This is a genomic window from Klebsiella sp. WOUb02 (assembly GCF_050058015.1).
Taxonomy (GTDB): Bacteria; Pseudomonadota; Gammaproteobacteria; order Enterobacterales; family Enterobacteriaceae; genus Klebsiella.
Window position 1 is genome coordinate 3,704,889 of record NZ_CP170110.1, and the last position, 23,057, is coordinate 3,727,945.

Genomic DNA, 23,057 nt, shown 5'->3' on the forward strand with positions numbered 1-23,057 from the left:
CTTATGGCTTATCAATCGCAAGACATTATTCGTCGTTCCGCGACTAATGGTTTCACCCCCGCGCCTCAGGCGCGGGACCACCAGCAGGAGGTCGCAAAGCTTATCGACGTCACCACCTGTATCGGCTGTAAAGCCTGTCAGGTGGCCTGTTCAGAGTGGAACGATATCCGTGATGAGGTCGGTCACAACGTCGGCGTGTACGACAACCCGGCCGATCTGACCGCCAAATCCTGGACGGTGATGCGCTTCTCGGAAGTGGAGCAAAACGACAAGCTGGAGTGGCTGATCCGTAAGGATGGCTGTATGCACTGCGCCGACCCGGGCTGCCTGAAGGCGTGTCCGTCGGAAGGGGCTATCATTCAGTATGCCAACGGTATCGTCGACTTCCAGTCCGAGCAGTGCATCGGCTGCGGCTACTGCATCGCCGGCTGCCCGTTCGACGTCCCGCGCCTGAACCCGGAAGACAACCGCGTCTACAAGTGCACGCTGTGCGTCGACCGCGTTACCGTCGGCCAGGAGCCGGCCTGCGTGAAGACCTGTCCGACCGGCGCGATCCACTTTGGCTCCAAAGAGGATATGAAGGTGCTGGCAGGCGAGCGCGTCGCCGAGCTGAAAACCCGCGGTTACGACAACGCGGGCCTGTACGATCCGGCCGGCGTCGGCGGCACGCACGTGATGTACGTCCTGCATCATGCCGACAAGCCGAATCTGTACCACGGCCTGCCGGAAAACCCGCAAATCAGCGCCACCGTGAAGTTCTGGAAAGGTATCTGGAAACCGCTCGCGGCGGTGGGCTTTGCCGCGACCTTCGCCGCCAGCATCTTCCACTACGTCGGCGTCGGTCCGAACCGGGCGGAAGAGGAAGAAGACAACCTGCATGAAGAGAATGACGAGGTGCGCAAATGAAAAGACGTGACACCATCGTGCGCTACACGGCGCCGGAGCGAATCAACCACTGGGTGACCGCCTTCTGCTTTATGCTGGCGGCGATTAGCGGGCTGGGGTTCTTTTTCCCCTCCTTCAACTGGCTGATGCACGTCATGGGCACCCCGCAGCTGGCGCGAATTCTGCACCCGTTTGTCGGGGTTATCATGTTTGCCTCGTTTATCATCATGTTTTTCCGCTACTGGCACCACAACCTAATCAATCGGGATGATATCTTTTGGGCGAAGAATATTCGTAAGATCGTCGTCAACGAGGAGGTAGGCGACACCGGGCGCTATAACTTCGGCCAGAAATGCGTATTCTGGGCGGCGATTATTTTCCTGGTTCTGCTGCTGGTGAGCGGCGTGATCATCTGGCGCCCCTATTTTGCGCCTGCGTTCTCAATCCCGGTGATCCGATTTGCGCTAATGCTGCATTCATTTGCCGCGGTGGCGTTAATTGTGGTTATCATGGTGCATATCTACGCCGCCCTGTGGGTGAAAGGCACCATTACCGCGATGGTGGAAGGTTGGGTTACCAAAACATGGGCGAAGAAACATCACCCGCGCTGGTATCGCGAAGTCCGCCAGAAACAGGAAAAAAAGACTGAATGAGTATTCGCATAATCCCGCAAGATGAGCTGGGTTCGAGCGAGAAACGCACGGCGGAATATATTCCGCCGCTACTGTTCCCCAGGCTAAAAAATCTTTATAACCGCCGCGCCGAGCGCCTGCGCAAGCTGGCGGAAGACAACCCGCTGGGCGACTACCTGCGCTTTGCCGCGCTGATCGCTCACGCCCAGGAAGTGGTGCTGTACGACCATCCGCTGCAGATGGATTTGACGGCCCGACTTAAGGCTGCGAATGAGCAGGGCAAACCGCCGCTGGATATTCACGTCCTGCCGCGCGATAAGCACTGGCACAAGCTGCTGCATTCGCTTATCGCCGAGCTGAAGCCGGAGATGAGCGGCCCGGCGCTGGCGGTGATCGAAAATCTGGAAAAAGCGTCCGAACAGGAGCTTGAGCTGATGGCGAGCGCGCTTTTCGCCTCCGACTTTGCCTTAGTCAGCAGCGATAAAGCCCCGTTTATCTGGGCCGCGCTGTCGCTCTACTGGGCGCAGATGGCGAGCCTGATCCCCGGTAAAGCTCATGCCGAATACGGCGAGCAGCGTCAGCATTGCCCGGTTTGCAGCTCGATGCCGGTCTCCAGCATGGTACAAATCGGCACCACTCAGGGGCTGCGCTACCTGCACTGCAATCTGTGCGAAACCGAATGGCACGTGGTGCGCGTGAAGTGCAGCAACTGCGAACAGAGCCGCGATTTGCACTACTGGTCGCTGGATAACGAGCAGGCGGCCATCAAGGCCGAAAGCTGCGGCGACTGCGGAACTTACCTGAAGATTATGTATCAGGAAAAAGATCCCAACGTCGAAGCCGTTGCCGACGATCTTGCCTCGCTGGTGCTGGATGCCCGTATGGAGCAGGAAGGCTTTGCCAGAAGCTCTATTAACCCGTTTATGTTCCCGGGCGAAGGCGAGTAGGTTGCCCCCGATGGCCGGGTAACGCAGGTTGCCCGGCCGCTTCTCACGCCGCGTACGTCAAAGCCTCGCTGAATTTATCAGCGCTCTTCTGCGCGCCATCTCCCCACGCCTGCCCTGAATAATCCCGTGTTCATCCGCCATAAACCAGGCTATAAAGCTGTATATCCATACAGAAAAGGAGTGACAGATGACGCTGGAAAAAGGCATTAACCGGCTGGTTGATGAGTTTATCGCCGCGGCCGCCCCTCTTCGCGAGCGCAGAATATTGATGACCGGAGAGCGGGCTACGTGGCCAGCGCGGCGCTGGCGGGAGAACCTGAAACCCGCGTGCAGGTCGAGGATATCGCCATAGACGGCATGACCTTTCGCGTAGTATCGCCGCTTGATGCCCAGGGCGCACTGCCCACGGTGATTTACTATCACGGCGGCTGCTTTATCAGCGGCGGCTTTGCCACCCACGATCGGCAGCTTCGACAGCTGGCGTATGAGAGCCGCTGCCGGGTGATCGCCGTGCAATACCGGCTGGCCCCCGAGTATACCTTCCCCGCCGCACACGATGATGCGCACCGCGGCGCCTTAATTATCCACCGCCACGCCGGGCGGCTGGGGGTAGATACCGCGCGCATCACGCTGGCCGGAGACAGCGCCGGCGGCCATCTGGCACTGGTTACCGCCCTGCGGCTGAAAGCCGCGGCAGAGTGGCGGCCCGTGCAGCTGATCCTGATTTACCCAATGCTGGACGCCACCGCCCGCTCGGCAAGCTACGTCAGCAACGGCGAAGATTACCTCATCACCCGGGATACGCTGCTGAGCGGCTACGAGATGTATCTGCCGGCGACCGAGTTTGCCCATCCGGAGGCGAGCCCCCTGTGGCGAGAGGACTTCAGCGGCCTGCCGCCGGTGCATATTATTACCGCCGAATACGACCCGCTGCGTGATGAGGGCGAAGCCTTATATCGCCGGCTGCTTGCGCAGAACGTCGAGTGCAGCGCGCAGCGCTACCTCGGGGTGATTCACGGCTTCTTCCAGCTTGCGGGGATCAGCCCGGCGGCGCGGGATGCGATGCGGGATATCGCCTGGCGAAGCGGTTCACCAGGCGCCGCATAAGGTAAAAGGGGCGGGCTACTCTTCTTCGTTGCCGCCCTCTTCGTACGAGCCAAACGGCTTCGCGGGCAGAACGATATAAATGCCTTCAAAAACGGCACCGAGATTCTCATCGCCAAACAGCTCGACCTGTAGCTGTACGCGCGCCTTTCGGCCGCGAGCGAGGCGGTCAAGATCGCCGCTTAGGGAGCCGAGGTCCGCAACCGCGCTCGGGCGGCCGCTGATCGGCTGGCTGTAGCGGATATGGGCGTCGGCGAGGATAATCGTCCCGCCCAGGTGCCGCTCGCGCAGCATCAGCCAGATCAGCCCCCAGCCGGTAAGGGTCGCGAGGGAAAACAGGCTCCCGGCAAACAGCGTGTGGTGCGGATTCTGGTTGCCGGCTTCCGGCATGGTGGTGATAAATTTTTTCCCGGTGTACTGCTGGATGCGCACGCCCATTTTTTCGCTGAGCGGAATATGCTGATACCAGGCCTGCTGCAGTCTGTCCGCACCAGTCGCCGCGGTGAAGAATATCGTCCAGCGAGGCAATCGGCTTGATCATCAGAAAATGGCGGATGGGCGTGGTGGTTGGCGTGGTTATCTCGCCCTGGTTGACGAACCCCAGCTTGGCGAAGAAATCCACCGCATCCTCGCGGGCGCTGCAGGTCACGCGCTTCACGCCTTCCTGACGCGCCACCGACTCCAGGGTCATCGCCATCAGCGTCCCGAGCCCTTTATCCTGGACGGAAGGGTGCACCGCCATAAAGCGAATGGAGGCTTCATTTTCGGCGTTAACGTACAGCCGCCCTACGGCAACCAGGTTTCCATCTTCATCGACCACCATCTGGTGATGCGCCATGGCATCCCAGGCATCGCGTTCCGACCCTTTTGGCTGATGCAGCGGTTTACGCAGCATCTCCCAGCGGAATTGATAGTAGCTCTCTAACTCTTCTTCTGTTTGCGGTACACGAAGGTGATACATAGTCGTACTCTCTTTTGTTACCCGCAGCCTGCCCGGAAGCTGACTCATACCTGTAACCAGAAGGTGACAGGGCCATCATTAACCAGCGAGACCTGCATATCCGCAGCGAATCTCCCGGTCCGCGTGTTCATTTCCTGCTGGCGACAGCGCGCGACGAAATAGTCATACAGCGCCTCAGCGGCGTCGGGCGCGGCGCCTTTCGAGAAGCCCGGACGCATGCCGCGCTCGGTATCCGCAGCCAGCGTAAACTGGGAGACCACCAGCACGCTGCCGCCGGCCTGCCGGACGTTGAGGTTCATTTTGCCTTCCGCATCGCTAAAGATGCGGTAGCCCAGCACGCGTTCGCAGAGGCGGTTCGCCTTCTGCTCATCGTCGTCTTTCTCGACCCCCAGCAGCACCAGAAGTCCCGGGCCGATTTCGCCCGTCACCTCGCCCTCCACGGTAACGCTGGCACGGGATACGCGTTGAATTAATGCAATCATGGTTGTTCTGTTTCTTCTTTTTTTAGTTTGCGGTATTCCCCGAGAGTGACAGTAATTTCGGCCCCAAGCAAGACGATACACCACGTCCAGTAGACCCAAACAAACAAAATGGGCACGACGGCTATCACGCCATAAATCAGCTGATACGACGGAAAGGCGGTAATATACAGGGCAAACGCTTTTTTACCGGCCTCAAACAGCAGCGCGGCCACCAGCGATCCGATCACCGCGTCGCGGTTTCGCACCTGCGTCGTCGGGACAATGCTGTAAAGCAGCCAAAACGCCGCCCACGATAGAATCAGCGGGAAGATGCGCAGCACGTCATCAATGACGCTGTTGAGATCGCTGGCCCAGCGCAGCGACAGCAGGTATGAGCTGATCGCCAGACTTGCCCCCGCCAGTAAAGGTCCGAGGGTCAGGATCATCCAGTAGACTGCAAAAGAGTAGATTTTTGGCCGGGCGCGCGCGCTGCGCCATATGGTATTCAGCGCGCTATCGATCGAATACATCAGCAGCAGCGAGGTCACGATCAGCCCGCAGGCGCCCACCGCCGTCATTCGGCTGGAGTTCGCGACAAACTGCTCGATATAGCGCTGAATGACATCCCCCGTCGCCGGGATAAAGTTGGCAAAGATAAAGTGGCGTATCTGCCCGCTCACTTCGGAAAACATGGGAAAGGCGGAGAAAAGCGCAAATATTACGGCAACCAGCGGCACCAGCGCGAGCAACGACACATAGGCAAGATTTCCCGCCAGCGTCGTCATATTGTCTTCATCAATCCGGCGCCACAGCAGCTTTAGCCAGGCCAGCAGCGGCCGGCAGCGATGCTTCGCTTTTTGATGAACGGTTTTTAACATAATCATTGCGCAAAGTAGTCAGGGATGGTCTCCTTTCCGGTCACCAAAATGCTGGTTATTCCCAGCCGGTTCGCACCCGCGATATTTTCGGCGTTATCGTCAAAGAAGACCGTATCGGCGGCGGAAAAACCCTCTTCCTGCAGGACGCGTTGGTAGATCCGCTCCTCGGGCTTGCGCATCCCCATCTCCTGCGAAAGATAGATACGGTCGGCCGCGGCGCGCACCTCGGGGTATTCATCCGGCCAGAAAGTGGTGTGCAGGCGGTTAGTGTTCGACAGTACGACCACGCGATGCCCCTGCTCGCGCAGTCTGCTGCATAATCGCAATGACCTCCGGGCGAAGAGCCACAAATACGGCCTGCCAGCCGTGAGAAAACTGCTCATAGCTCAGCGCCATATTCATCTCATGGCACATCGCTTCAGCGAAGGCTTCGTCGCTGATTTCACCGCGCTCGTGCTGGCGAAACGCCTCACCCATGGTGAAGTGCTGCTTCAGCGTCGCAAGCGGAATGCGGCTTAAATCACTCCACGTCCCGAGTACCCGGTTGAAGTCGATGTCGACAATCACATTACCTAAATCAAAGATATAGAGCATGGCCCTCTCCTTTTGCACCGTGGAAAATTAACTGTAGCGGGAAAGGCGGGGTTTGACTATGAGACGGGTGCTTTGAAACCCAAAAAGAAACCCCGCCATTAAGGCGGGGTTTAGGTATCAACGGACGGCGAGAGTAAGTATCCTCCGGCAGAGCCGGAGGCTTTAGGGTGAGCGCCTCAAAGGCGCCGACAAACCATGAGCCGCCCAGGGCGGCTGCTATACGTTCAGTTTCATTTGATCGTATCGTTCGTCTTCTCTCTCCTGGTTGCGTATGTACGCCCTGACCGTGGCTTCATCCAAACCAACGGTTGAAACGAAATAACCTCGAGCCCAGAAAACTTCACCGGTGAAGTTTTTACCTCTGCCGAAGTGTCGTGCTATCGCTATCGCACTTTTTCCCTTCAGATAGCCGACTACTGTCGATACCGAGTACTTTGGCGGTATGCTGATGCACATGTGGACATGATCGCGCATCAGATGCCCCTCCAGAATCTGACAGCCCTTCTGGCTCGCAAGCTCGTGGAATATTTTTCCCAACTCATGCCGCAGCGCACCATATAACCGCTGCTTCCGGCGTTTAGGGATATAAACCACGTGATATTTACAGTCCCATTTCGTATGGCTTAAGCTCTGATAGTCTCTCATCACGAATCCTCATCTCTTGGCGGAGATTTCAGATTCGCGCGACTGACTTAAAGGTCAAACCTTTCGGAGTCCCCCGGCAAAGCCGGGGGTTTACCGGATTTAATTAGTCTTCTTTCGCACCGCGCATAGCGCGTTTACGATCGTTCTCGGTCAGGTGACGTTTACGGATACGGATAGACTGCGGAGTCACTTCTACCAGTTCGTCGTCATCGATGAACTCCAGAGCCTGCTCCAGGGTCATCTTGATCGGCGGAACCAGAACCGTGGCTTCGTCAGTACCGGACGCACGCATGTTGGTCAGTTTCTTACCGGTCAGGCAGTTTACGGTCAGGTCGTTAGAACGACTGTGAATACCGATGATCTGGCCTTCGTACACTTCTGCACCGTGACCCAGGAACAGCTTACCGCGGTCCTGCAGGCTGAACAGGGCGAAAGCAACCGCTTTACCCTGACCGTTGGAGATCAGTACGCCGTTGTTACGCTGGCCAACTTCACCCGGACGAACGTCATCGTAGTGGCTGAAGGTGGAGTACAGCAGACCGGTACCGGAAGTCATGGTCATGAACTCAGAACGGAAGCCGATCAGGCCACGGCTTGGGATCACGTAGTCAAGACGTACGCGGCCTTTACCGTCTGGATTCATGTTTTTCAGGTCGCCTTTACGCTCGCCCAGCGCCTGCATCACGGAACCCTGATGCTGCTCTTCAACGTCCAGGGTGACGTTTTCGAACGGCTCTTGCTTGCGGCCGTCGATTTCGCGGAAGATAACTTTCGGACGGGAAACCGCCATCTCGAAACCTTCACGACGCATATTTTCAATCAGTACGGACAGGTGCAGCTCGCCGCGGCCGGAAACGCGGAATGCGTCAGCGTCTTCGGTTTCTTCAACGCGCAGCGCCACGTTGTGGACCAGCTCTTTGTTCAGACGGTCGAGAATCTGACGAGAGGTCACATACTTCCCTTCTTTACCGCAGAACGGAGAGGTGTTGACGTTGAAGAACATGGTAACGGTCGGCTCATCAACGGACAGCGCCGGCAGCGCTTCAACATTCTGCGGATCGCAGATGGTGTCGGAGATGTTCAGCTCGCCCAGGCCGGTGATCGCGATAATATCGCCCGCTTCGGCGATGTCGCTGTCGATACGTTCCAGACCCAGATGGGTCAGCACTTTACCGACTTTACCGTTACGAGTTTTGCCTTCGCTATCGATGATAGTGACCTGCTGGTTCGGCTTCACTTTGCCGCGTTTGATGCGGCCGATGCCGATAACGCCAACATAGTTGTTGTAGTCCAGCTGGGAGATCTGCATCTGCAGCGTACCGTCCAGATCGACGTTCGGTGCCGGAACGTGGTCAACGATCGCCTGATACAGCGGAGTCATGTCTTCCGCCATATCTTCGTGGTCCAGACCCGCGATACCGTTCAGCGCAGAGGCATAAACGATCGGGAAATCCAGCTGCTCATCGGTGGCGTCGAGGTTTACGAACAGATCGAAGACCTGATCGACAACCCAGTCAGGGCGCGCGCCCGGACGGTCAACCTTGTTGATGACCACGATCGGCTTCAGGCCGTGGGCAAAAGCTTTTTTGGTGACGAAGCGCGTTTGCGGCATTGGGCCGTCAAAGGCATCAACCACCAGCAGCACGGAATCGACCATGGACATAACACGCTCAACTTCACCTCCGAAGTCGGCGTGCCCAGGGGTATCAACGATGTTGATACGGTAATCATTCCATTTGATTGCGGTGTTTTTCGCGAGGATGGTAATCCCACGCTCTTTCTCCAAATCGTTGGAGTCCATCACACGCTCTTGTGTTTCGGCACGTGCATCGAACGTACCGGATTGCTGGAGCAGCTTGTCAACCAGGGTAGTTTTACCATGGTCAACGTGCGCGATGATGGCGATGTTACGCAGATTTTCGATCACAAACTTTGCCTCAGGCATTAGAAATAGCGCGTTATTGTACACGTAATAAGCGAAGGACTGAACAGGATCACAAACATCCTCCGCAAACAAGTATTGCAGAGTTTCTTTGTGATCGCTTTCACGGAGCGATAAAAGGGCACCGCAATAAAAATTGCACCAAAATAGTGCCCAACGTTCACATTGAGGCACTATTTTGGTGCATTATTCCCATCATGGTGCAGTTCTTTTGCACTATGGTGCGCATGATACAGCGTTTTACATAGAATTTAAAAGTTGGCACAGATTTCGCTTTATCTATTTTAAGGCAACAACGCCACTTTAAGTAGTAAAAAAAGTTTTCGTTACCACGACGACAATGACCAATCCGGGAGAGTTTAAGTATGTCCGCTGAACACGTTTTGACGATGCTGAACGAGCACGAAGTGAAGTTTGTCGATCTGCGCTTCACCGATACCAAAGGTAAAGAACAGCACGTCACAATTCCTTCTCATCAGGTTAATGCCGAATTCTTCGAAGAAGGCAAAATGTTTGATGGCTCCTCGATTGGTGGCTGGAAAGGTATTAACGAATCTGACATGGTTCTGATGCCGGATGCGACCACCGCGCTGATCGACCCGTTCTATGAAGAACCGACGCTGATCATTCGCTGCGATATCCTGGAACCAGGCACCCTGCAGGGCTACGATCGTGACCCGCGCTCCATCGCGAAACGCGCTGAAGAGTACCTGCGTTCTACCGGCCTGGCAGACACCGTCCTCTTCGGGCCAGAGCCAGAGTTCTTCCTGTTCGATGACGTCCGCTTTGGCGCTTCTATCTCCGGTTCCCACGTGGCTATCGACGATATCGAAGGTGCATGGAACTCCGCCACCAAATACGAAGGCGGCAACAAAGGTCACCGTCCGGGCGTGAAAGGCGGTTACTTCCCGGTTCCGCCGGTTGACTCCTCTCAGGACATCCGCTCTACCATGTGTATGATCCTGGAAGAGATGGGCCTGGTTGTTGAAGCTCACCACCACGAAGTTGCGACTGCTGGTCAGAACGAAATCGCGACCCGCTTCAACACCATGACCAAAAAAGCGGACGAAATTCAGATCTACAAATACGTTGTGCACAACGTTGCTCACCGCTTCGGTAAAACAGCGACCTTTATGCCAAAACCAATGTTTGGCGATAACGGTTCCGGTATGCATTGCCACATGTCCCTGTCCAAGAACGGCGTAAACCTGTTCTCTGGCGACAAATATGCGGGCCTGTCTGAGCAAGCGCTGTTCTACATCGGCGGCGTCATCAAACACGCTAAAGCAATTAACGCCCTGGCTAACCCGACCACCAACTCCTACAAGCGTCTGGTCCCGGGTTACGAAGCACCGGTTATGCTGGCCTACTCTGCGCGTAACCGTTCCGCCTCTATCCGTATTCCGGTGGTCACCTCTCCGAAAGCGCGTCGTATCGAAGTGCGCTTCCCGGATCCGGCTGCCAACCCGTACCTGTGCTTCGCAGCGCTGCTGATGGCTGGTCTTGACGGTATCAAGAACAAAATCCATCCGGGCGAACCGATGGACAAAAACCTGTATGACCTGCCGCCGGAAGAAGCGAAAGAGATCCCACAGGTTGCCGGCTCTCTGGAAGAAGCACTGAACGCGCTGGACGCGGACCGTGAGTTCCTGACCGCAGGCGGCGTATTCACCAACGACGCTATCGATGCCTACATCGCCCTGCGTACCGAAGAGAACGACCGCGTACGTATGACTCCGCACCCGGTAGAGTTCGAGCTGTACTACAGCGTTTAATTTTGCTGTAAATCCTCGGTATTCCGTGTTGTGGCGTGGGGTACCAGGGATATTTTGTTGCCGTGGAAACTTTCAGCCCATCTCAGGATGGGCTTTTTTCTCCACCAACATGCTGATCTTATGCGCTTTTTACTTATAAAAAGCTATACTGCACTAAAATAGTGCACTCTTTTTCAGGAGACTGTCAGATGGCAACAGGCACTCAGCCCGATGCTGGGCAGATCCTTAACTCTTTAATCAACAGCATCTTATTGGTCGATGACGACCTGGCGGTGCATTACGCGAACCCGGCGGCGCAGCAGCTGCTGGCGCAAAGTTCACGTAAGCTATACGGCACGCCACTCCCCGAGCTGTTGAGCTACTTTTCGCTGAATATCGGTCTGATGCAGGAGAGTCTGCAGGCGGGCCAGGGCTTTACCGATAACGAAGTCACCCTGGTGATCGATGGCCGCTCGCATATCCTGTCCTTAACCGCCCAGCGCCTGCCTGAAGGGCAAATCCTGCTGGAGATGGCGCCAATGGATAACCAGCGGCGTTTGAGCCAGGAGCAGCTGCAGCACGCGCAGCAAATTGCGGCGCGTGATTTAGTCCGCGGCCTGGCCCACGAGATTAAGAACCCTCTGGGCGGCCTGCGGGGCGCAGCGCAGCTGCTGAGCAAGGCGTTACCCGAGCCGGCGCTGGTGGAATACACCAACGTCATCATTGAGCAGGCCGACCGCCTGAGAAACCTGGTCGATCGCCTGCTGGGACCGCAGCATCCCGGAATGCACGTTACCGAAAGCATCCATAAAGTCGCTGAGCGGGTGGTGAAGCTGGTTTCGATGGAGCTGCCGGATAACGTCAAGCTTACCCGTGATTACGACCCTAGCCTGCCGGAGCTGGCGCACGACCCGGACCAAATCGAACAGGTCCTGCTGAATATCGTGCGCAATGCGCTGCAGGCGCTGGGGCCAGAGGGCGGGGAGATAATTTTGCGCACCCGTACCGCCTTTCAGCTGACGCTGCATGGCGAGCGCTACCGTCTCGCCGCGCGCATCGACGTTGAAGACGACGGCCCGGGAATTCCGTCCCATTTACAGGATACGCTTTTTTATCCCATGGTTAGCGGTCGCGAAGGCGGTACCGGTCTGGGGCTTTCCATTGCCCGCAGTCTCATCGATCGACACTCCGGCAAAATTGAATTTACCAGTTGGCCAGGGCATACCGAATTCTCGGTGTTCCTGCCTATTCGGAAGTAGAGGTGTTTATGCAACGAGGGATAGCCTGGATCGTTGATGACGATAGCTCCATCCGTTGGGTGCTTGAACGCGCGCTCACCGGGGCAGGCTTGAGTTGTACAACGTTTGAAAGCGGCAACGAGGTGCTTGATGCACTGACCACCAAAACCCCGGATGTACTGCTGTCTGATATTCGGATGCCGGGGATGGATGGGCTCGCGCTGCTGAAACAAATTAAGCAGCGCCATCCGATGCTTCCGGTCATCATAATGACCGCGCATTCGGATCTGGATGCCGCAGTAAGCGCCTACCAGCAGGGCGCCTTTGATTATCTGCCGAAACCGTTTGATATTGACGAAGCCGTGGCGCTGGTTGACCGCGCCATCAGCCACTATCAGGAGCAGCAGCAGCCGCGAAATGCGCCGATAAACAGTCCGACGGCCGATATCATCGGCGAAGCGCCGGCGATGCAGGACGTCTTTCGCATTATCGGCCGCCTGTCGCGATCTTCCATTAGCGTGCTGATCAACGGTGAATCCGGTACCGGTAAGGAGCTGGTCGCCCACGCTCTGCACCGCCACAGCCCGCGGGCAAAGGCGCCGTTTATCGCGCTGAATATGGCCGCGATCCCAAAAGATTTGATTGAGTCCGAGCTGTTCGGTCACGAGAAAGGGGCGTTTACCGGCGCCAATACCGTGCGCCAGGGCCGCTTTGAGCAGGCCGATGGCGGCACGCTGTTTCTCGATGAAATTGGCGACATGCCGCTGGACGTGCAGACGCGCCTGCTGCGCGTGCTGGCCGACGGTCAGTTCTATCGCGTTGGCGGCTATGCGCCGGTGAAGGTGGACGTCAGGATTATCGCCGCGACCCACCAAAACCTCGAACAGCGCGTTCAGGAGGGAAAATTCCGTGAGGACCTGTTCCACCGTCTGAACGTGATTCGCGTCCATCTGCCGCCGCTGCGCGAGCGTCGGGAGGATATTCCACGCCTGGCGCGCCACTTCCTGCAGGTTGCGGCGCGTGAACTCGGCGTTGAGGCGAAGCTGCTGCACCCGGAAACGGAAACGGCGCTCACCCGCCTGGCCTGGCCCGGTAACGTGCGCCAGCTCGAAAATACCTGCCGCTGGCTGACGGTGATGGCCGCCGGTCAGGAAGTTCTGACCCAGGATCTCCCCGGCGAGCTGTTTGAAACCTCGGTGCCGGACAGCCCAACGCATATACAGCCGGATAGCTGGGCGACGCTGCTGGGACAGTGGGCCGATCGCGCCCTGCGATCCGGTCATCAAAACCTGCTCTCTGAGGCTCAGCCGGAAATGGAGCGGACGCTGCTGACCACCGCCCTGCGCCATACCCAGGGGCACAAGCAGGAGGCCGCGCGCCTGCTGGGATGGGGACGCAACACCCTTACCCGCAAGCTGAAAGAGCTGGGAATGGAATAACGCGGTTCGCGCTGGCCGAGCGGCCAGCCGCTTTATCGCCCCGGCTGGCTATGCGCCGCCGGGGCTTCGCTTAAATCACCCGTGAGAACTGCTGCATCCGCGCTTTCTGGCGCAGATAGGTATCAAAGCACATGCAGACGTTGCGGATCAGCAGCCGGCCTTTCGGCGTCACCTCAATCCCCTTTTCATCGACGTCCACCAGCCCATCTTTCGCCAGCGGCGCGAGCAGCTGCAGGTCTTCAGCAAAATAGTGCTGACAATCGATATCCCATTGGGCGGTGACGGTAGCAAAATCGAGACGGAAATTGCAGATCAGCGATTTGATGACGTCCCGGCGAATGCAGTCATCGCGGGTCAGCGCAATACCGCGCCACAGGCCGTTCCCGATGTCATCAACCTGCTGATAGTACTGCTTCAGCTCTTTCTGGTTCTGCGCGTAGCAGTCGCCGATCATGCTGATTGCGGAAACGCCCATTCCCAGCAGGTCGGTGTCGCCCTGCGTGGTGTAGCCCTGGAAGTTGCGATGCAGGACGCCTTCACGTTGAGCAATCGCCAGCTCGTCGTCCGGGCGCGCAAAATGATCCATACCAATAAACTGGTAGCCGGCATCGGTAAGGGAGCCAATCGTCTCCTGCAGGATATCCAGCTTCTGTTCCGCCGTTGGCAGGTCAGCTTCTTTGATTTTACGCTGCGCGGCAAAGAGCGTGGGCAGATGCGCATAGTTGAATACGCTCAGGCGATCGGGGTTGAGTTCGGCCACCTTCTGCAGCGTAAAGGCAAAACTTTCCGGCGTTTGCTTCGGCAGACCATAAATCAGATCAATATTGGTAGAGGTAAAGCCAATCTCACGCGCGTGGTTGAGCAGGGCAAAGATAAACTCCTCATCCTGCTCGCGGTTCACCAGGCGCTGCACCTCTTTATTGAAGTCCTGCACGCCCATGCTCAGGCGATTAAAGCCCTCAGCGCGCAGGTGGTCCAGCACGTCCAGCTCAATTTCCCGCGGATCGACTTCAATTGAAATCTCGGCATCGGCAATAAAATTGAAGTGGCCGCGCAGCAAATTCATCAGCCGGCTGATTTGCTCTTTATTCAGATAGGTTGGCGTTCCGCCCCCCCAGTGCAGCTGGCGCACCTGGCGCCCGGTAAAAAGCGGAGCCCGATGAATAATTTCCTGCTCAAGCACGTCCAGATACTGGTCGGCCTTATGCTGCTGGCGGGTCACAATTTTATTACAGCCGCAGAAATAGCAGAGCTTATGGCAAAACGGGATATGCACGTACAGCGATAGCGGGCGCTGCGGATAGCGGGCCACCGCCTCGTCGAACTCAGCGGCGCCAAATTCGGGAGAAAACTCCAGCGCGGTGGGGTACGAGGTATAACGCGGCCCGGAATAGTTATATTTTTGGATCAGGGCCAGATCCCAGTCGATTAACTGCACAGACATGCTCACTCCTTCCGATGGTGCCGCCGGCGGGTACGCCGCTCCGGCCCAACCGCACTTCGGGTAATGAGCCGGTTGCGCAGCCATTTCTGACGCCGCGACAACCGTCGTAGTTTAGCGAATAACCACAGCAGATAACACATAACCAGAAGGGTTATAAGCAGGACCGGAAATCCGATCGAGTGCAAACGTTAGTTTCCACCCTTCAGCAGGCGCATCATATCTTCCTTACGCTCTTCTTCTTCCTCATCTTCGTCGTCGTCGTAGGAGAGGCCGAGCTGCTGCATAAGCTCATCAATACGATCGAGTTTGGCATCAACCCAGGTCTGCTCTTCAGCATTCAGGGAACCACCCTCTTCCAGACGTTCCAGCAGCGCGTCCAGGCGCTCATCGTTTTCCAGCAAATCCAGCTCAGCCTGCGGTGAAAGCATAGGTTTCTCGCTCTTCGGTTTGTGCTGCTTAATAGCCGGGGTGCTCTCGGTCACGCCCAGCGGAATCGGTTTTTTACTACCAATACGCGGATCTTGCTGCTGACCTGCTTTTTTGCCTGGCGAAGAAGCGGCTTCTCCGCCAGTGGCGCGACTTCCTGCCGTATGACCGCGATGCTTCTTCTGACGCTTGCGATCGCGAGATTCCTGATTCACTTCTTCACGCGTCTTACGCTGTGTTTTACCACGGGATACAGCTGTCGGTTTTTTCATGGTGTGTAATCTTCAGATCGTTTTCTTCAGTATAGAATTGAGGCGGAATCTAGCAGAAAGCAAGCAAAGAAAAAAGGCGACAGATTACTCTGTCGCCTTTTTCCTCACGAACAACCCTTAAAGGGTTTCCACTTTCCATGTTAGCTAACGACAAACCCTGTCTTTCCCTTAGCTAAACATTCCTTGTTACATCCCTTTCCCTTTGAAAACGTCTCCAGACGCCCGTCATCCTGACTATCCCTGGTCTTCGCCTCCTGGCGCTCCCTGACCGCTCATCCTGAGCCCTGTTCCCGCTGGCATCCTCGCCTTGAACACTACTTTACCGGGTTAAAGGAAACCCACAACCAACTGCCGTACAAAAAAGCGTTTTTCAGAATTTTCCTCAACGAGTAACTAATTGATATATATTTATTTTATCTATTATCCCGCGACTCTTTCTCACGGATTTCGTATACCACGAATGGTCAATGTCTCACAAATTGCATGGTTTTTACCTACAGCGGCCTTAATTTGCGAGATGCGGTAAAAACAGTCTTTTTCTGCTGTTCAGGTATAATCCCCGCCATAGCCTTATTTAACGGAGACGACAGTCTTGACCAACTGGAATTATCAACAGACGCATTTTGTCACCAGCGCACCGGATATCCGCCATCTTCCTTCCGATACCGGAATCGAAGTGGCGTTTGCCGGCCGCTCAAATGCAGGGAAATCCAGCGCCCTGAATACGCTGACGAATCAGAAAAGCCTGGCGCGTACCTCAAAAACGCCGGGGCGTACCCAGTCTGATTAACCTGTTCGAAGTTGCCGACGGCAAACGTCTGGTCGATTTACCAGGCTACGGCTACGCTCAGGTCCCTGAGGAGATGAAGATCAAATGGCAGCGGGCGCTGGGTGAATACCTCGAAAAACGCCTGTGCCTGAAAGGGCTGGTGGTTTTGATGGATATCCGCCATCCGCTTAAAGACCTCGACCAGCAGATGATCGAATGGGCCGTAGAAAGCGATATCCAGGTGCTGGTGCTGCTCACTAAGTCCGATAAGCTGGCCAGCGGAGCCCGCAAAGCGCAGCTCAATATGGTGCGTGAGGCGGTACTCGCCTTTAACGGCGATGTGCAGGTTGAGGCGTTTTCTTCGCTGAAGAAATCAGGCGTCGATAAGCTGCGGCAGAAGCTCGATAGCTGGTTTAACGAAATCCCGCCTCAGGAAGAGATCGAAGACGGAGAGTAATCTTCGCCAGGCTCCCCCGGATAACGGCGCGTAGCGCCTTATTCGGGCGACAAAATCAGGCCAACTCCCACCATCCCGCTCGAGAACCGGTCGAGAAAAACTTTTCTTTCGCGCAATAAAAAACGCCCCGGTCATAAATGACCGGGGCGGCTAAAATATTCAGCCAAATCCGATTACGTGAAGTAAAAGGTCTGAAAGATAGAACATCTTACCTCTGTACCCTACGTCACTAACTCTACTCTTCTTTCAGTTAGGGAGAAAGCACTTTTTGTAGTTTTTTTTCACTCTTTACATAGCAAATTCGAATGATCGTCACAAAACGCTATAAGTTATGTTGCTTACTTACAGAAAAAGGCTCTCTCCACGAAACACTTAGTGCGCTTGATCCCAGTTTTCTCCGCTGCCGACTTCCACCAGCAGCGGAACCGCCAGCGTAGTGCTGTTTTCCATTAATTCATGGACCTTTTTCGCCACGCTATCGAGATCGTCTTTATGCACTTCAAAGACCAGTTCATCGTGCACCTGCATGATCATCCGCACCCGCGGCTTCTCGGCCAGCAGCCACTCATCAACGGCAATCATCGCCCGTTTAATGATATCCGCCGCCGTACCCTGCATTGGCGCGTTGATTGCCGCTCGCTCGGCGCCGGCGCGACGCGCGCCGTTGCTGGATTTGATGTCCGGAAGATAGAGCCGACGACCGTCCAGCGTTTCAACATATCCCTGCTCTTTCGCCTGCGCGCGGGTGCGCTCCATATACTCCAGCACGCCCGGATAGCGCTCGAAGTAGAGATCCATATACTTCTGCGCTTCTCTACGCGGAATATTGAGCTGGCGCGCGAGGCCGAAAGCGCTCATGCCGTAGATCAAACCAAAGTTGATCGCTTTAGCGCTACGGCGCTGCTCGGCGCTGACGCTCTCCAGCGGCAGGCCAAATACCTCCGCCGCCGTCGCCCGGTGGATATCTTTCCCCTCCGCAAAAGCGGTCAGCAGGCCGTTATCACGAGATAAATGGGCCATAATGCGCAGTTCAATCTGCGAGTAGTCGGCAGAGACGATGAGATAATCCTGCGGCGCGATAAACGCCTGACGAATGCGTCGCCCTTCCTCGTTACGCACCGGTATATTTTGCAGGTTAGGGTCCGTTGAGGAGAGACGCCCGGTGGCGGTGACGGCCTGGTGATACGAAGTATGGACCCGACCGGTTTTGGGGTTAATCATCAGCGGCAGCTTATCGGTATACGTCGACTTCAGCTTGGCCAGCCCGCGGTACTCAAGAATCACCTTCGGCAGCGGATAGTCCAGCGCCAGCTCTTCCAGCACCTCTTCCGAAGTCGATGGCGCGCCGCCCGGGGTTTTCTTCAGCGGCTTAATGCCCTGCTTCTCAAACAGAATCGTTTGCAGCTGCTTCGGCGAGGAGAGATTGAACTCTTCCCCGGCGATCTCATAGGCCTTCTGCTCCAGCTCAACCAGGCGCTTAGCGAGCTCCAGAGAGTGGGCGTGCAGCACCGCCGGATCGATTTTTACCCCATTACGCTCAACGCGGGATAGCACCGGAACCAGCGGCATCTCGATGTTTTTAAATACCCGCAGCGGCCCTTCGTGCTGCTGCAGCTTCGGCCACATCTTGAGGTGCAGCTGCAGGGTGACGTCGGCATCTTCAGCCGCATAGCGGCCCGCTTCTTCCAGCGCAATCTGGTTAAACGTCAGCTGATTCTTTCCTTTGCCGGCAATCTCTTCGAAGGTGATGGTTTTATGCTGCAGCCAGCGATCGGAGAGGCTGTCCATGTCATGGCGCCCCGCCACGCTATCAAGGATGTAGGACTCCAGCATCGTATCAAAGGCGATGCCGCGAAGTTCAATGTCATAGTTAGCCAAAATCCCGCGGTCATACTTCAGGTTTTGCCCAACTTTGAGGAGGCTGTTGTCTTCCAGCAGCGGCTTGAGCAGCTCAAGCACGCGATCGCGCGGGATCTGATCCGGCGCATCAAGATAATCATGCGCAACCGGCACATAGGCCGCGACGCCGGGTTCGATAGCGAACGACAGGCCGACCATATTGGCAGAGATGTTATCCAGGCTGTCCGTTTCCGTATCGAAAGCAAACAGCGGCGCTTTCTTCAGCTTCGCAATCCACGCCGTCAGCGTCTCTTCATCGAGAATGGTGACGTAGTTTTCGGCAGATAGCGTCGCCGCAGCTTCAACAACCTTTTCTTCAGCGACCGCAGCCTGCGCGGGTTTTGCCGCGGGTTTACCGCCTTTTACCTGCATCCATTTGCCGGACTCCACGTCGGTTATCCAGCGCTTGAATTCATACTTTTTGAACAGCGCCAGCAGATCGTCCGCCGCCGGTTCCTCAACCAGCAGCTCCTCGCAGCTCAGATCCAGCGCCACGTCTGTTTTAATGGTTGCCAGCTGGTAGGAGAGGTACGCCACCTCTTTATTCTGCTCCAGCTTCGCGGCCATCGTTTTGGCGCCGCGGAAGCTCAGGCCAGCGATTTTTTCCGCTTCGGCATACAGCGTATCAAGGCCGCCTAATCCCTGTAGCAGGGCCTGAGCGGTTTTCTCGCCGACGCCAGGAACGCCTGGGATATTATCCGAGGAGTCGCCCATCAGGGCGAGGAAGTCGATGATCAGCTCTGGCGGAACGCCGTACTTCGTCACCACCTCATCCGGGCCGAGGATCGTATTGGTCATGGTGTTAATCAGGGTGATACCCGGAGTGACCAGCTGGGCCATGTCCTTGTCGCCGGTACTGATCAATACCGGACGCCCCGCTTTTTCAGCCTCACGCGCCAGGGTGCCAATCACATCGTCAGCCTCCACGCCCGGTACCGCCATCAGCGGCAGGCCCATGGCTTTCACCATCGTGTGCAGCGGCTCAATCTGCGCGCGCAGATCGTCGGGCATCGGCGGGCGGTGGGATTTGTAGTGCTCAAACAGTTCGTCACGGAAAGTTTTTCCTTTGGCATCAAACACCACTACGGCATGAGTGGGCTGGTACTGCAGGATCAGGCTTCGCAGCATATTCAGCACGCCATACATTGCGCCGGTCGGCTCGCCTGCGCTATTGGTCAGCGGCGGGAATGCGTGGTACGCCCGGTAAAGGTAAGAGGAGCCGTCAACGAGGATGAGAGGGTTTTCAGGGATCTGAACCATAATTTCCGTGCCTGTTTATCAGATTATGGATAAAGGATGCCACAGACGGGCATGAAAACCTGAATTTTTCCCACATTTCGCCGAAAAGATTCATCGATCCGGTCGATCCTGCGGCAAGGCTATCTGTGGATAAGTTTGTGCATAATTTTAGGGCGGTTGTCAGAGCGTTTGCATAACAGAGTGCATCATTATAATTAGTTAATATTTATCAATGCATTACACGTTGAATATTGATTTTAAACCGTAGCGATGACTCAATGCTCCATGTGGATATAAGATCCGCCTGTTTTTCTATTCTCGTTAGACCCATCATTTGCTGCGTTTTCTGATAAAATCAGGCTCTTGCGCTGTTTAATCGCGCTCTTTATCAGCCTAACTTTCTGAATAAAATAACTATGTCGAGATTACTCGTTGCGATAACGCTGCCTCTGAGTATCGCTCTTACCATCTTAGTCACCATTATTTGTTCCGTACCGATAATCATCGCCGGACTGATTAAACTGCTGCTGCCAATCCCCGCGGTATGGCGGGCTATATCTCATTTTTGTAATTTCATGATGTACTGCTGGTGTGAAGGGCTGGCGCTGCTGCTGTACCTCAATCCGAAGCTGAAGTGGGACGTGCAGGGTCTTGAAGGGCTGAATAAAAAGAACTGGTATCTGCTCATTAGCAATCACCATAGCTGGGCGGATATCGTGGTGCTCTGCGTTCTGTTCCGCAAGCATATTCCGATGAACAAATACTTCCTCAAGCAGCAGCTAGCCTGGATGCCCTTTATCGGCCTTGCCTGCTGGGCGTTGGATATGCCCTTTATGCGCCGCTACTCGCGAGGCTATTTAATTCGCCACCCGGAGCGCCGCGGCAAAGATGTTGAAACAACCCGTCGTTCCTGCGAGAAATTCCGCGCCTATCCAACGACCATCGTGAACTTCGTGGAAGGGTCGCGTTTCACCGAGGAAAAGCAGCACCAGACCCGTTCGCCTTACGCCAACTTATTGCCGCCAAAGGCGGCAGGCATTGCTATGGCGCTAAACGTGCTGGGCAGTCAGTTCGATAAGCTGCTGGACGTGACGCTATGCTATCCGCAGAATAATCGGCGCCCCTTTTACGATATGCTCTGCGGCCGCCTCACGCGCATTGTGGTCCGCGTTAATCTGATGCCCGTCGCTGAAGAGCTGCATGGTGATTACGTGAATGATAAAAACTTTAAACGTCGCTTTCAGCGCTGGCTGAACGAGTTATGGCAAGAAAAAGACGCCCGGCTGACGGAAATGCTGCAACGGCAGGAAAAGTAATCTTATTGGGCCTGAAAACAACAACGCCGGTCAGTGACCGGCGTTATTTTTTTATTTCTTCTCAACCAGCTGTTTAACAGCATCAGCATACTGGGCGACAAATGCGTCCATATTGCTGGTATCCATCCCCTGCGGGTTCAGCTGATATTTACCATTAACGTACATTGCCGGTACGCCCTGCAGCTGCAGGTCAGCAGCCGCTTTTTCCTGCTGGGCAACCAGCGATTTCACCACGAAGCTGTTCCAGGCCGCATCGTAATCTTCGCCTTTCACGCCGGCGTCAACGAAGACTTTACGAATATCGGCAACGGTCTGTACGGTTTGGGTTTTCTGTACCGCTTCAAACATTGGCGTGGTGATCCGATCCTCAACGCCCAGCGCCATGGCCACCGCCCACGCCTGAGTTAAATCTTTGCCCAGCGGGCCAAGGAACTCCACGTGGTATTTGGTCATTTTGACGCCTTCCGGCAGCTTTTTCTTCACGTTGTCGGAAACGTGCAGCATTTCTTCAAACTGATAGCAGTGCGGGCAGTAGAACGAGAAGAATTCGAGCACCTGAGGCTCTCCGGCAACCGGCTTCTCGAGGGTAATGTACTGCTTGCCGTCGGTTATCTGGGCAGCGGATGCGCTAAAAGCCAGAATAATACCAGCCAGCGCCAGCCAAATTTTTTTCATTTTTAACTCTCTCCTGGAAATATCAGATTAATACATTGGCGTTAACTGAAGAGGGGGTTCCTGTAGAACCTTCACCTGCTCAAGAAAAGTTGTGGTCTGCCCGCGCCAGTAATCTTCCCCGGTTAGCCATGGGAAGTTGATCGGGAAGGCAGGATCGTCCCAGCGTCTGAGCAACCACGCAAGGTAGTAAACTAAGCGCATGGCGCGTAAAGGCTCGATGAGGGCAATTTCGTCGGTGTTAAACGGGCTGAATTCTTCATAGGCTTCAACGATCGTCTCCAGCTGCATGCGCTGCTCGGCCTTATCGCCGTTCAGCAGCATCCAGAGATCCTGGATAGCGGGACCGTTGCGGGCATCATCCAAATCGACAAAAAGCGGGCCATCGCGCCAGAGAATATTTCCGGCGTGGCAGTCACCGTGCAGGCGCAGGATCTTCGCGCCGCCCTCCCACTTTGCCGTGACCGCCTCGATCAGCTTATCAGCGGCAGCAAGAAAACGCCCCTTCAGGCCGGCCGGTATCAGCGTTGAGTGCTCAAAGACCGCGCGCGGCTCGAGTAAATATTCCTTAATTCCGATCTCTGGTCGGGCAACAAAGAGTCTGCTTGCGCCCGGTTTGATGCAGGCGGCCGAGAAAACGCCCAACCCATTCCATCTGATCGAGATTATCCGCTTCAAACTGGCGCCCGCCCAGGCTTGGAAAAACGGCAAAGAAGAAGCCCTGATGCTGATGCAGCGAGCGGCCGTTGAAGAGCAGCGGCGCGGCGACGGGCACCTCATCTTGCTCTAGCTGGAAGGTAAACTGGTGTTCTTCGAGGATCTGTTCGGCGGACCAACGTTCAGGACGATAGAACTTCACCACATAGCGGCGACGATCCTCGTCCTGAAACTGGTAAACGCGGTTTTCATAGCTATTTAGCGGGGTAAGACCTGAGTCGACCCGCATCCCCAGATCAAAGAGGCCATCAATGATGGTATCCGGGTGAAGCGTCTGAAAATTGAAAGCCTTATCGTGCATCCTGACATCCGATAATCGTACGAATAGTTCAGGATATCATCTCATAACTCATTCTGCGGTCGCAC

At 55.7% G+C, this 23,057-nt stretch carries 15 protein-coding genes and 5 pseudogenes; 9 read left to right on the plus strand and 11 right to left on the minus strand.

The window, feature by feature from the left end; translation table 11 throughout:
* Window positions 1-3 precede the first annotated feature (3 nt).
* The 4 genes and pseudogenes from fdxH (at window position 4) to ABOC21_RS25000 (ending at window position 3,571) form a co-directional block, all read left to right on the plus strand.
* Window positions 4-906, plus strand: a complete 903-nt coding sequence (fdxH, locus tag ABOC21_RS24985; protein WP_426813656.1) for a formate dehydrogenase subunit beta — start codon at window positions 4-6, stop codon at window positions 904-906.
* Complete coding sequence (gene fdoI / locus ABOC21_RS24990; protein ID WP_426813657.1) at window positions 903-1,538, plus strand: formate dehydrogenase cytochrome b556 subunit; 636 nt, start codon at window positions 903-905, stop codon at window positions 1,536-1,538. The genes fdxH and fdoI overlap by 4 nt, the downstream gene beginning before the upstream one ends.
* The gene (gene fdhE, locus ABOC21_RS24995; protein WP_426813658.1) at window positions 1,535-2,464 is read left to right on the plus strand and encodes a formate dehydrogenase accessory protein FdhE; all 930 of its coding nucleotides are present in this window, start codon (window positions 1,535-1,537) and stop codon (window positions 2,462-2,464) included. Before fdoI ends, fdhE begins: the two co-directional genes overlap by 4 nt.
* Window positions 2,465-2,651: 187 nt before the next feature.
* A pseudogene (locus tag ABOC21_RS25000) lies at window positions 2,652-3,571 on the plus strand (alpha/beta hydrolase).
* A 15-nt stretch (window positions 3,572-3,586) separates the two neighbouring features.
* Here the strand turns inward: ABOC21_RS25000 and fabY are convergent.
* The 6 genes and pseudogenes from fabY to typA form a co-directional block, all read right to left on the minus strand.
* Window positions 3,587-4,529: pseudogene (gene fabY / locus ABOC21_RS25005) on the minus strand (fatty acid biosynthesis protein FabY).
* A gap of 44 nt (window positions 4,530-4,573) precedes the next feature.
* On the minus strand, window positions 4,574-5,011 hold the full coding sequence (gene dtd / locus ABOC21_RS25010; protein WP_426813659.1) for a D-aminoacyl-tRNA deacylase: 438 nt from the start codon (window positions 5,009-5,011) through the stop codon (window positions 4,574-4,576).
* Window positions 5,008-5,868, minus strand: coding sequence for a virulence factor BrkB family protein (locus tag ABOC21_RS25015; protein WP_426813660.1), 861 nt, complete (start codon window positions 5,866-5,868; stop codon window positions 5,008-5,010). The genes dtd and ABOC21_RS25015 overlap by 4 nt, the downstream gene beginning before the upstream one ends.
* Before the next feature lie 2 nt (window positions 5,869-5,870).
* A pseudogene (gene yihX / locus ABOC21_RS25020) lies at window positions 5,871-6,462 on the minus strand (glucose-1-phosphatase).
* Between the two features lie 216 nt (window positions 6,463-6,678).
* A complete protein-coding gene (gene tnpA, locus ABOC21_RS25025; RefSeq protein ID WP_426812394.1) occupies window positions 6,679-7,107 on the minus strand; it encodes an IS200/IS605 family transposase in 429 nt (142 codons plus the stop codon).
* Window positions 7,108-7,210: 103 nt separating this feature from the next.
* Entirely contained in the window at window positions 7,211-9,034 is a 1,824-nt protein-coding gene (gene typA / locus ABOC21_RS25030) for a ribosome-dependent GTPase TypA (protein ID WP_045853700.1), read from the minus strand.
* A gap of 380 nt (window positions 9,035-9,414) precedes the next feature.
* Between typA and glnA the strand changes: the two genes are divergently transcribed.
* From glnA to glnG, 3 genes are all read left to right on the plus strand, one after another.
* Window positions 9,415-10,824, plus strand: coding sequence for a glutamate--ammonia ligase (gene glnA, locus ABOC21_RS25035; protein ID WP_426813661.1), 1,410 nt, complete (start codon window positions 9,415-9,417; stop codon window positions 10,822-10,824).
* Between the two features lie 188 nt (window positions 10,825-11,012).
* Complete coding sequence (gene glnL, locus ABOC21_RS25040) at window positions 11,013-12,062, plus strand: nitrogen regulation protein NR(II) (protein ID WP_426813662.1); 1,050 nt, start codon at window positions 11,013-11,015, stop codon at window positions 12,060-12,062.
* Between the two features lie 8 nt (window positions 12,063-12,070).
* Window positions 12,071-13,480, plus strand: coding sequence for a nitrogen regulation protein NR(I) (gene glnG, locus ABOC21_RS25045; protein WP_426815573.1), 1,410 nt, complete (start codon window positions 12,071-12,073; stop codon window positions 13,478-13,480).
* A gap of 70 nt (window positions 13,481-13,550) precedes the next feature.
* On the opposite strand, the gene hemN is transcribed toward glnG, so the two are convergent.
* Together hemN and yihI are read right to left on the minus strand one after the other, a co-directional pair.
* On the minus strand, window positions 13,551-14,924 hold the full coding sequence (gene hemN / locus ABOC21_RS25050) for an oxygen-independent coproporphyrinogen III oxidase (RefSeq protein WP_426813663.1): 1,374 nt from the start codon (window positions 14,922-14,924) through the stop codon (window positions 13,551-13,553).
* A 188-nt stretch (window positions 14,925-15,112) separates the two neighbouring features.
* Entirely contained in the window at window positions 15,113-15,622 is a 510-nt protein-coding gene (gene yihI / locus ABOC21_RS25055) for a Der GTPase-activating protein YihI (RefSeq protein WP_426813664.1), read from the minus strand.
* 592 nt (window positions 15,623-16,214) lie between these two features.
* On the opposite strand from yihI, the pseudogene yihA reads away from it, so the two are divergent.
* A pseudogene (gene yihA / locus ABOC21_RS25060) lies at window positions 16,215-16,848 on the plus strand (ribosome biogenesis GTP-binding protein YihA/YsxC).
* 372 nt (window positions 16,849-17,220) lie between these two features.
* Here yihA and polA read toward each other — a convergent pair.
* Window positions 17,221-20,007 carry a DNA polymerase I gene (gene polA, locus ABOC21_RS25065; protein ID WP_426813665.1) on the minus strand — a complete coding sequence of 929 codons (2,787 nt, stop codon included), beginning with the start codon at window positions 20,005-20,007 and terminating at the stop codon, window positions 17,221-17,223.
* A gap of 395 nt (window positions 20,008-20,402) precedes the next feature.
* Between polA and ABOC21_RS25070 the strand changes: the two genes are divergently transcribed.
* The gene (locus tag ABOC21_RS25070; RefSeq protein ID WP_426813666.1) at window positions 20,403-21,302 is read left to right on the plus strand and encodes an acyltransferase; all 900 of its coding nucleotides are present in this window, start codon (window positions 20,403-20,405) and stop codon (window positions 21,300-21,302) included.
* Between the two features lie 51 nt (window positions 21,303-21,353).
* Here the strand turns inward: ABOC21_RS25070 and dsbA are convergent, their stop codons facing one another.
* Both dsbA and ABOC21_RS25080 read right to left on the minus strand, forming a co-directional pair.
* A complete protein-coding gene (gene dsbA, locus ABOC21_RS25075) occupies window positions 21,354-21,977 on the minus strand; it encodes a thiol:disulfide interchange protein DsbA (RefSeq protein WP_426813667.1) in 624 nt (207 codons plus the stop codon).
* Window positions 21,978-22,004: 27 nt separating this feature from the next.
* Window positions 22,005-22,992, minus strand: a pseudogene (locus ABOC21_RS25080) (serine/threonine protein kinase).
* Window positions 22,993-23,057: the final 65 nt, after the last annotated feature.

Coding starts and splice junctions, on each gene's coding strand:
- fdoI (WP_426813657.1), top strand. CDS start 903: ATGAAAAGACGTGACACCATCGTGCGCTACACGGCGCCGGAGCGAATC.
- dtd (WP_426813659.1), bottom strand. CDS start 5,011: ATGATTGCATTAATTCAACGCGTATCCCGTGCCAGCGTTACCGTGGAG.
- ABOC21_RS25070 (WP_426813666.1), top strand. CDS start 20,403: ATGTCGAGATTACTCGTTGCGATAACGCTGCCTCTGAGTATCGCTCTT.
- ABOC21_RS25015 (WP_426813660.1), bottom strand. CDS start 5,868: ATGTTAAAAACCGTTCATCAAAAAGCGAAGCATCGCTGCCGGCCGCTG.
- dsbA (WP_426813667.1), bottom strand. CDS start 21,977: ATGAAAAAAATTTGGCTGGCGCTGGCTGGTATTATTCTGGCTTTTAGC.
- fdxH (WP_426813656.1), top strand. CDS start 4: ATGGCTTATCAATCGCAAGACATTATTCGTCGTTCCGCGACTAATGGT.
- fdhE (WP_426813658.1), top strand. CDS start 1,535: ATGAGTATTCGCATAATCCCGCAAGATGAGCTGGGTTCGAGCGAGAAA.
- glnG (WP_426815573.1), top strand. CDS start 12,071: ATGCAACGAGGGATAGCCTGGATCGTTGATGACGATAGCTCCATCCGT.
- polA (WP_426813665.1), bottom strand. CDS start 20,007: ATGGTTCAGATCCCTGAAAACCCTCTCATCCTCGTTGACGGCTCCTCT.
- hemN (WP_426813663.1), bottom strand. CDS start 14,924: ATGTCTGTGCAGTTAATCGACTGGGATCTGGCCCTGATCCAAAAATAT.
- yihI (WP_426813664.1), bottom strand. CDS start 15,622: ATGAAAAAACCGACAGCTGTATCCCGTGGTAAAACACAGCGTAAGACG.
- glnA (WP_426813661.1), top strand. CDS start 9,415: ATGTCCGCTGAACACGTTTTGACGATGCTGAACGAGCACGAAGTGAAG.
- tnpA (WP_426812394.1), bottom strand. CDS start 7,107: ATGAGAGACTATCAGAGCTTAAGCCATACGAAATGGGACTGTAAATAT.
- glnL (WP_426813662.1), top strand. CDS start 11,013: ATGGCAACAGGCACTCAGCCCGATGCTGGGCAGATCCTTAACTCTTTA.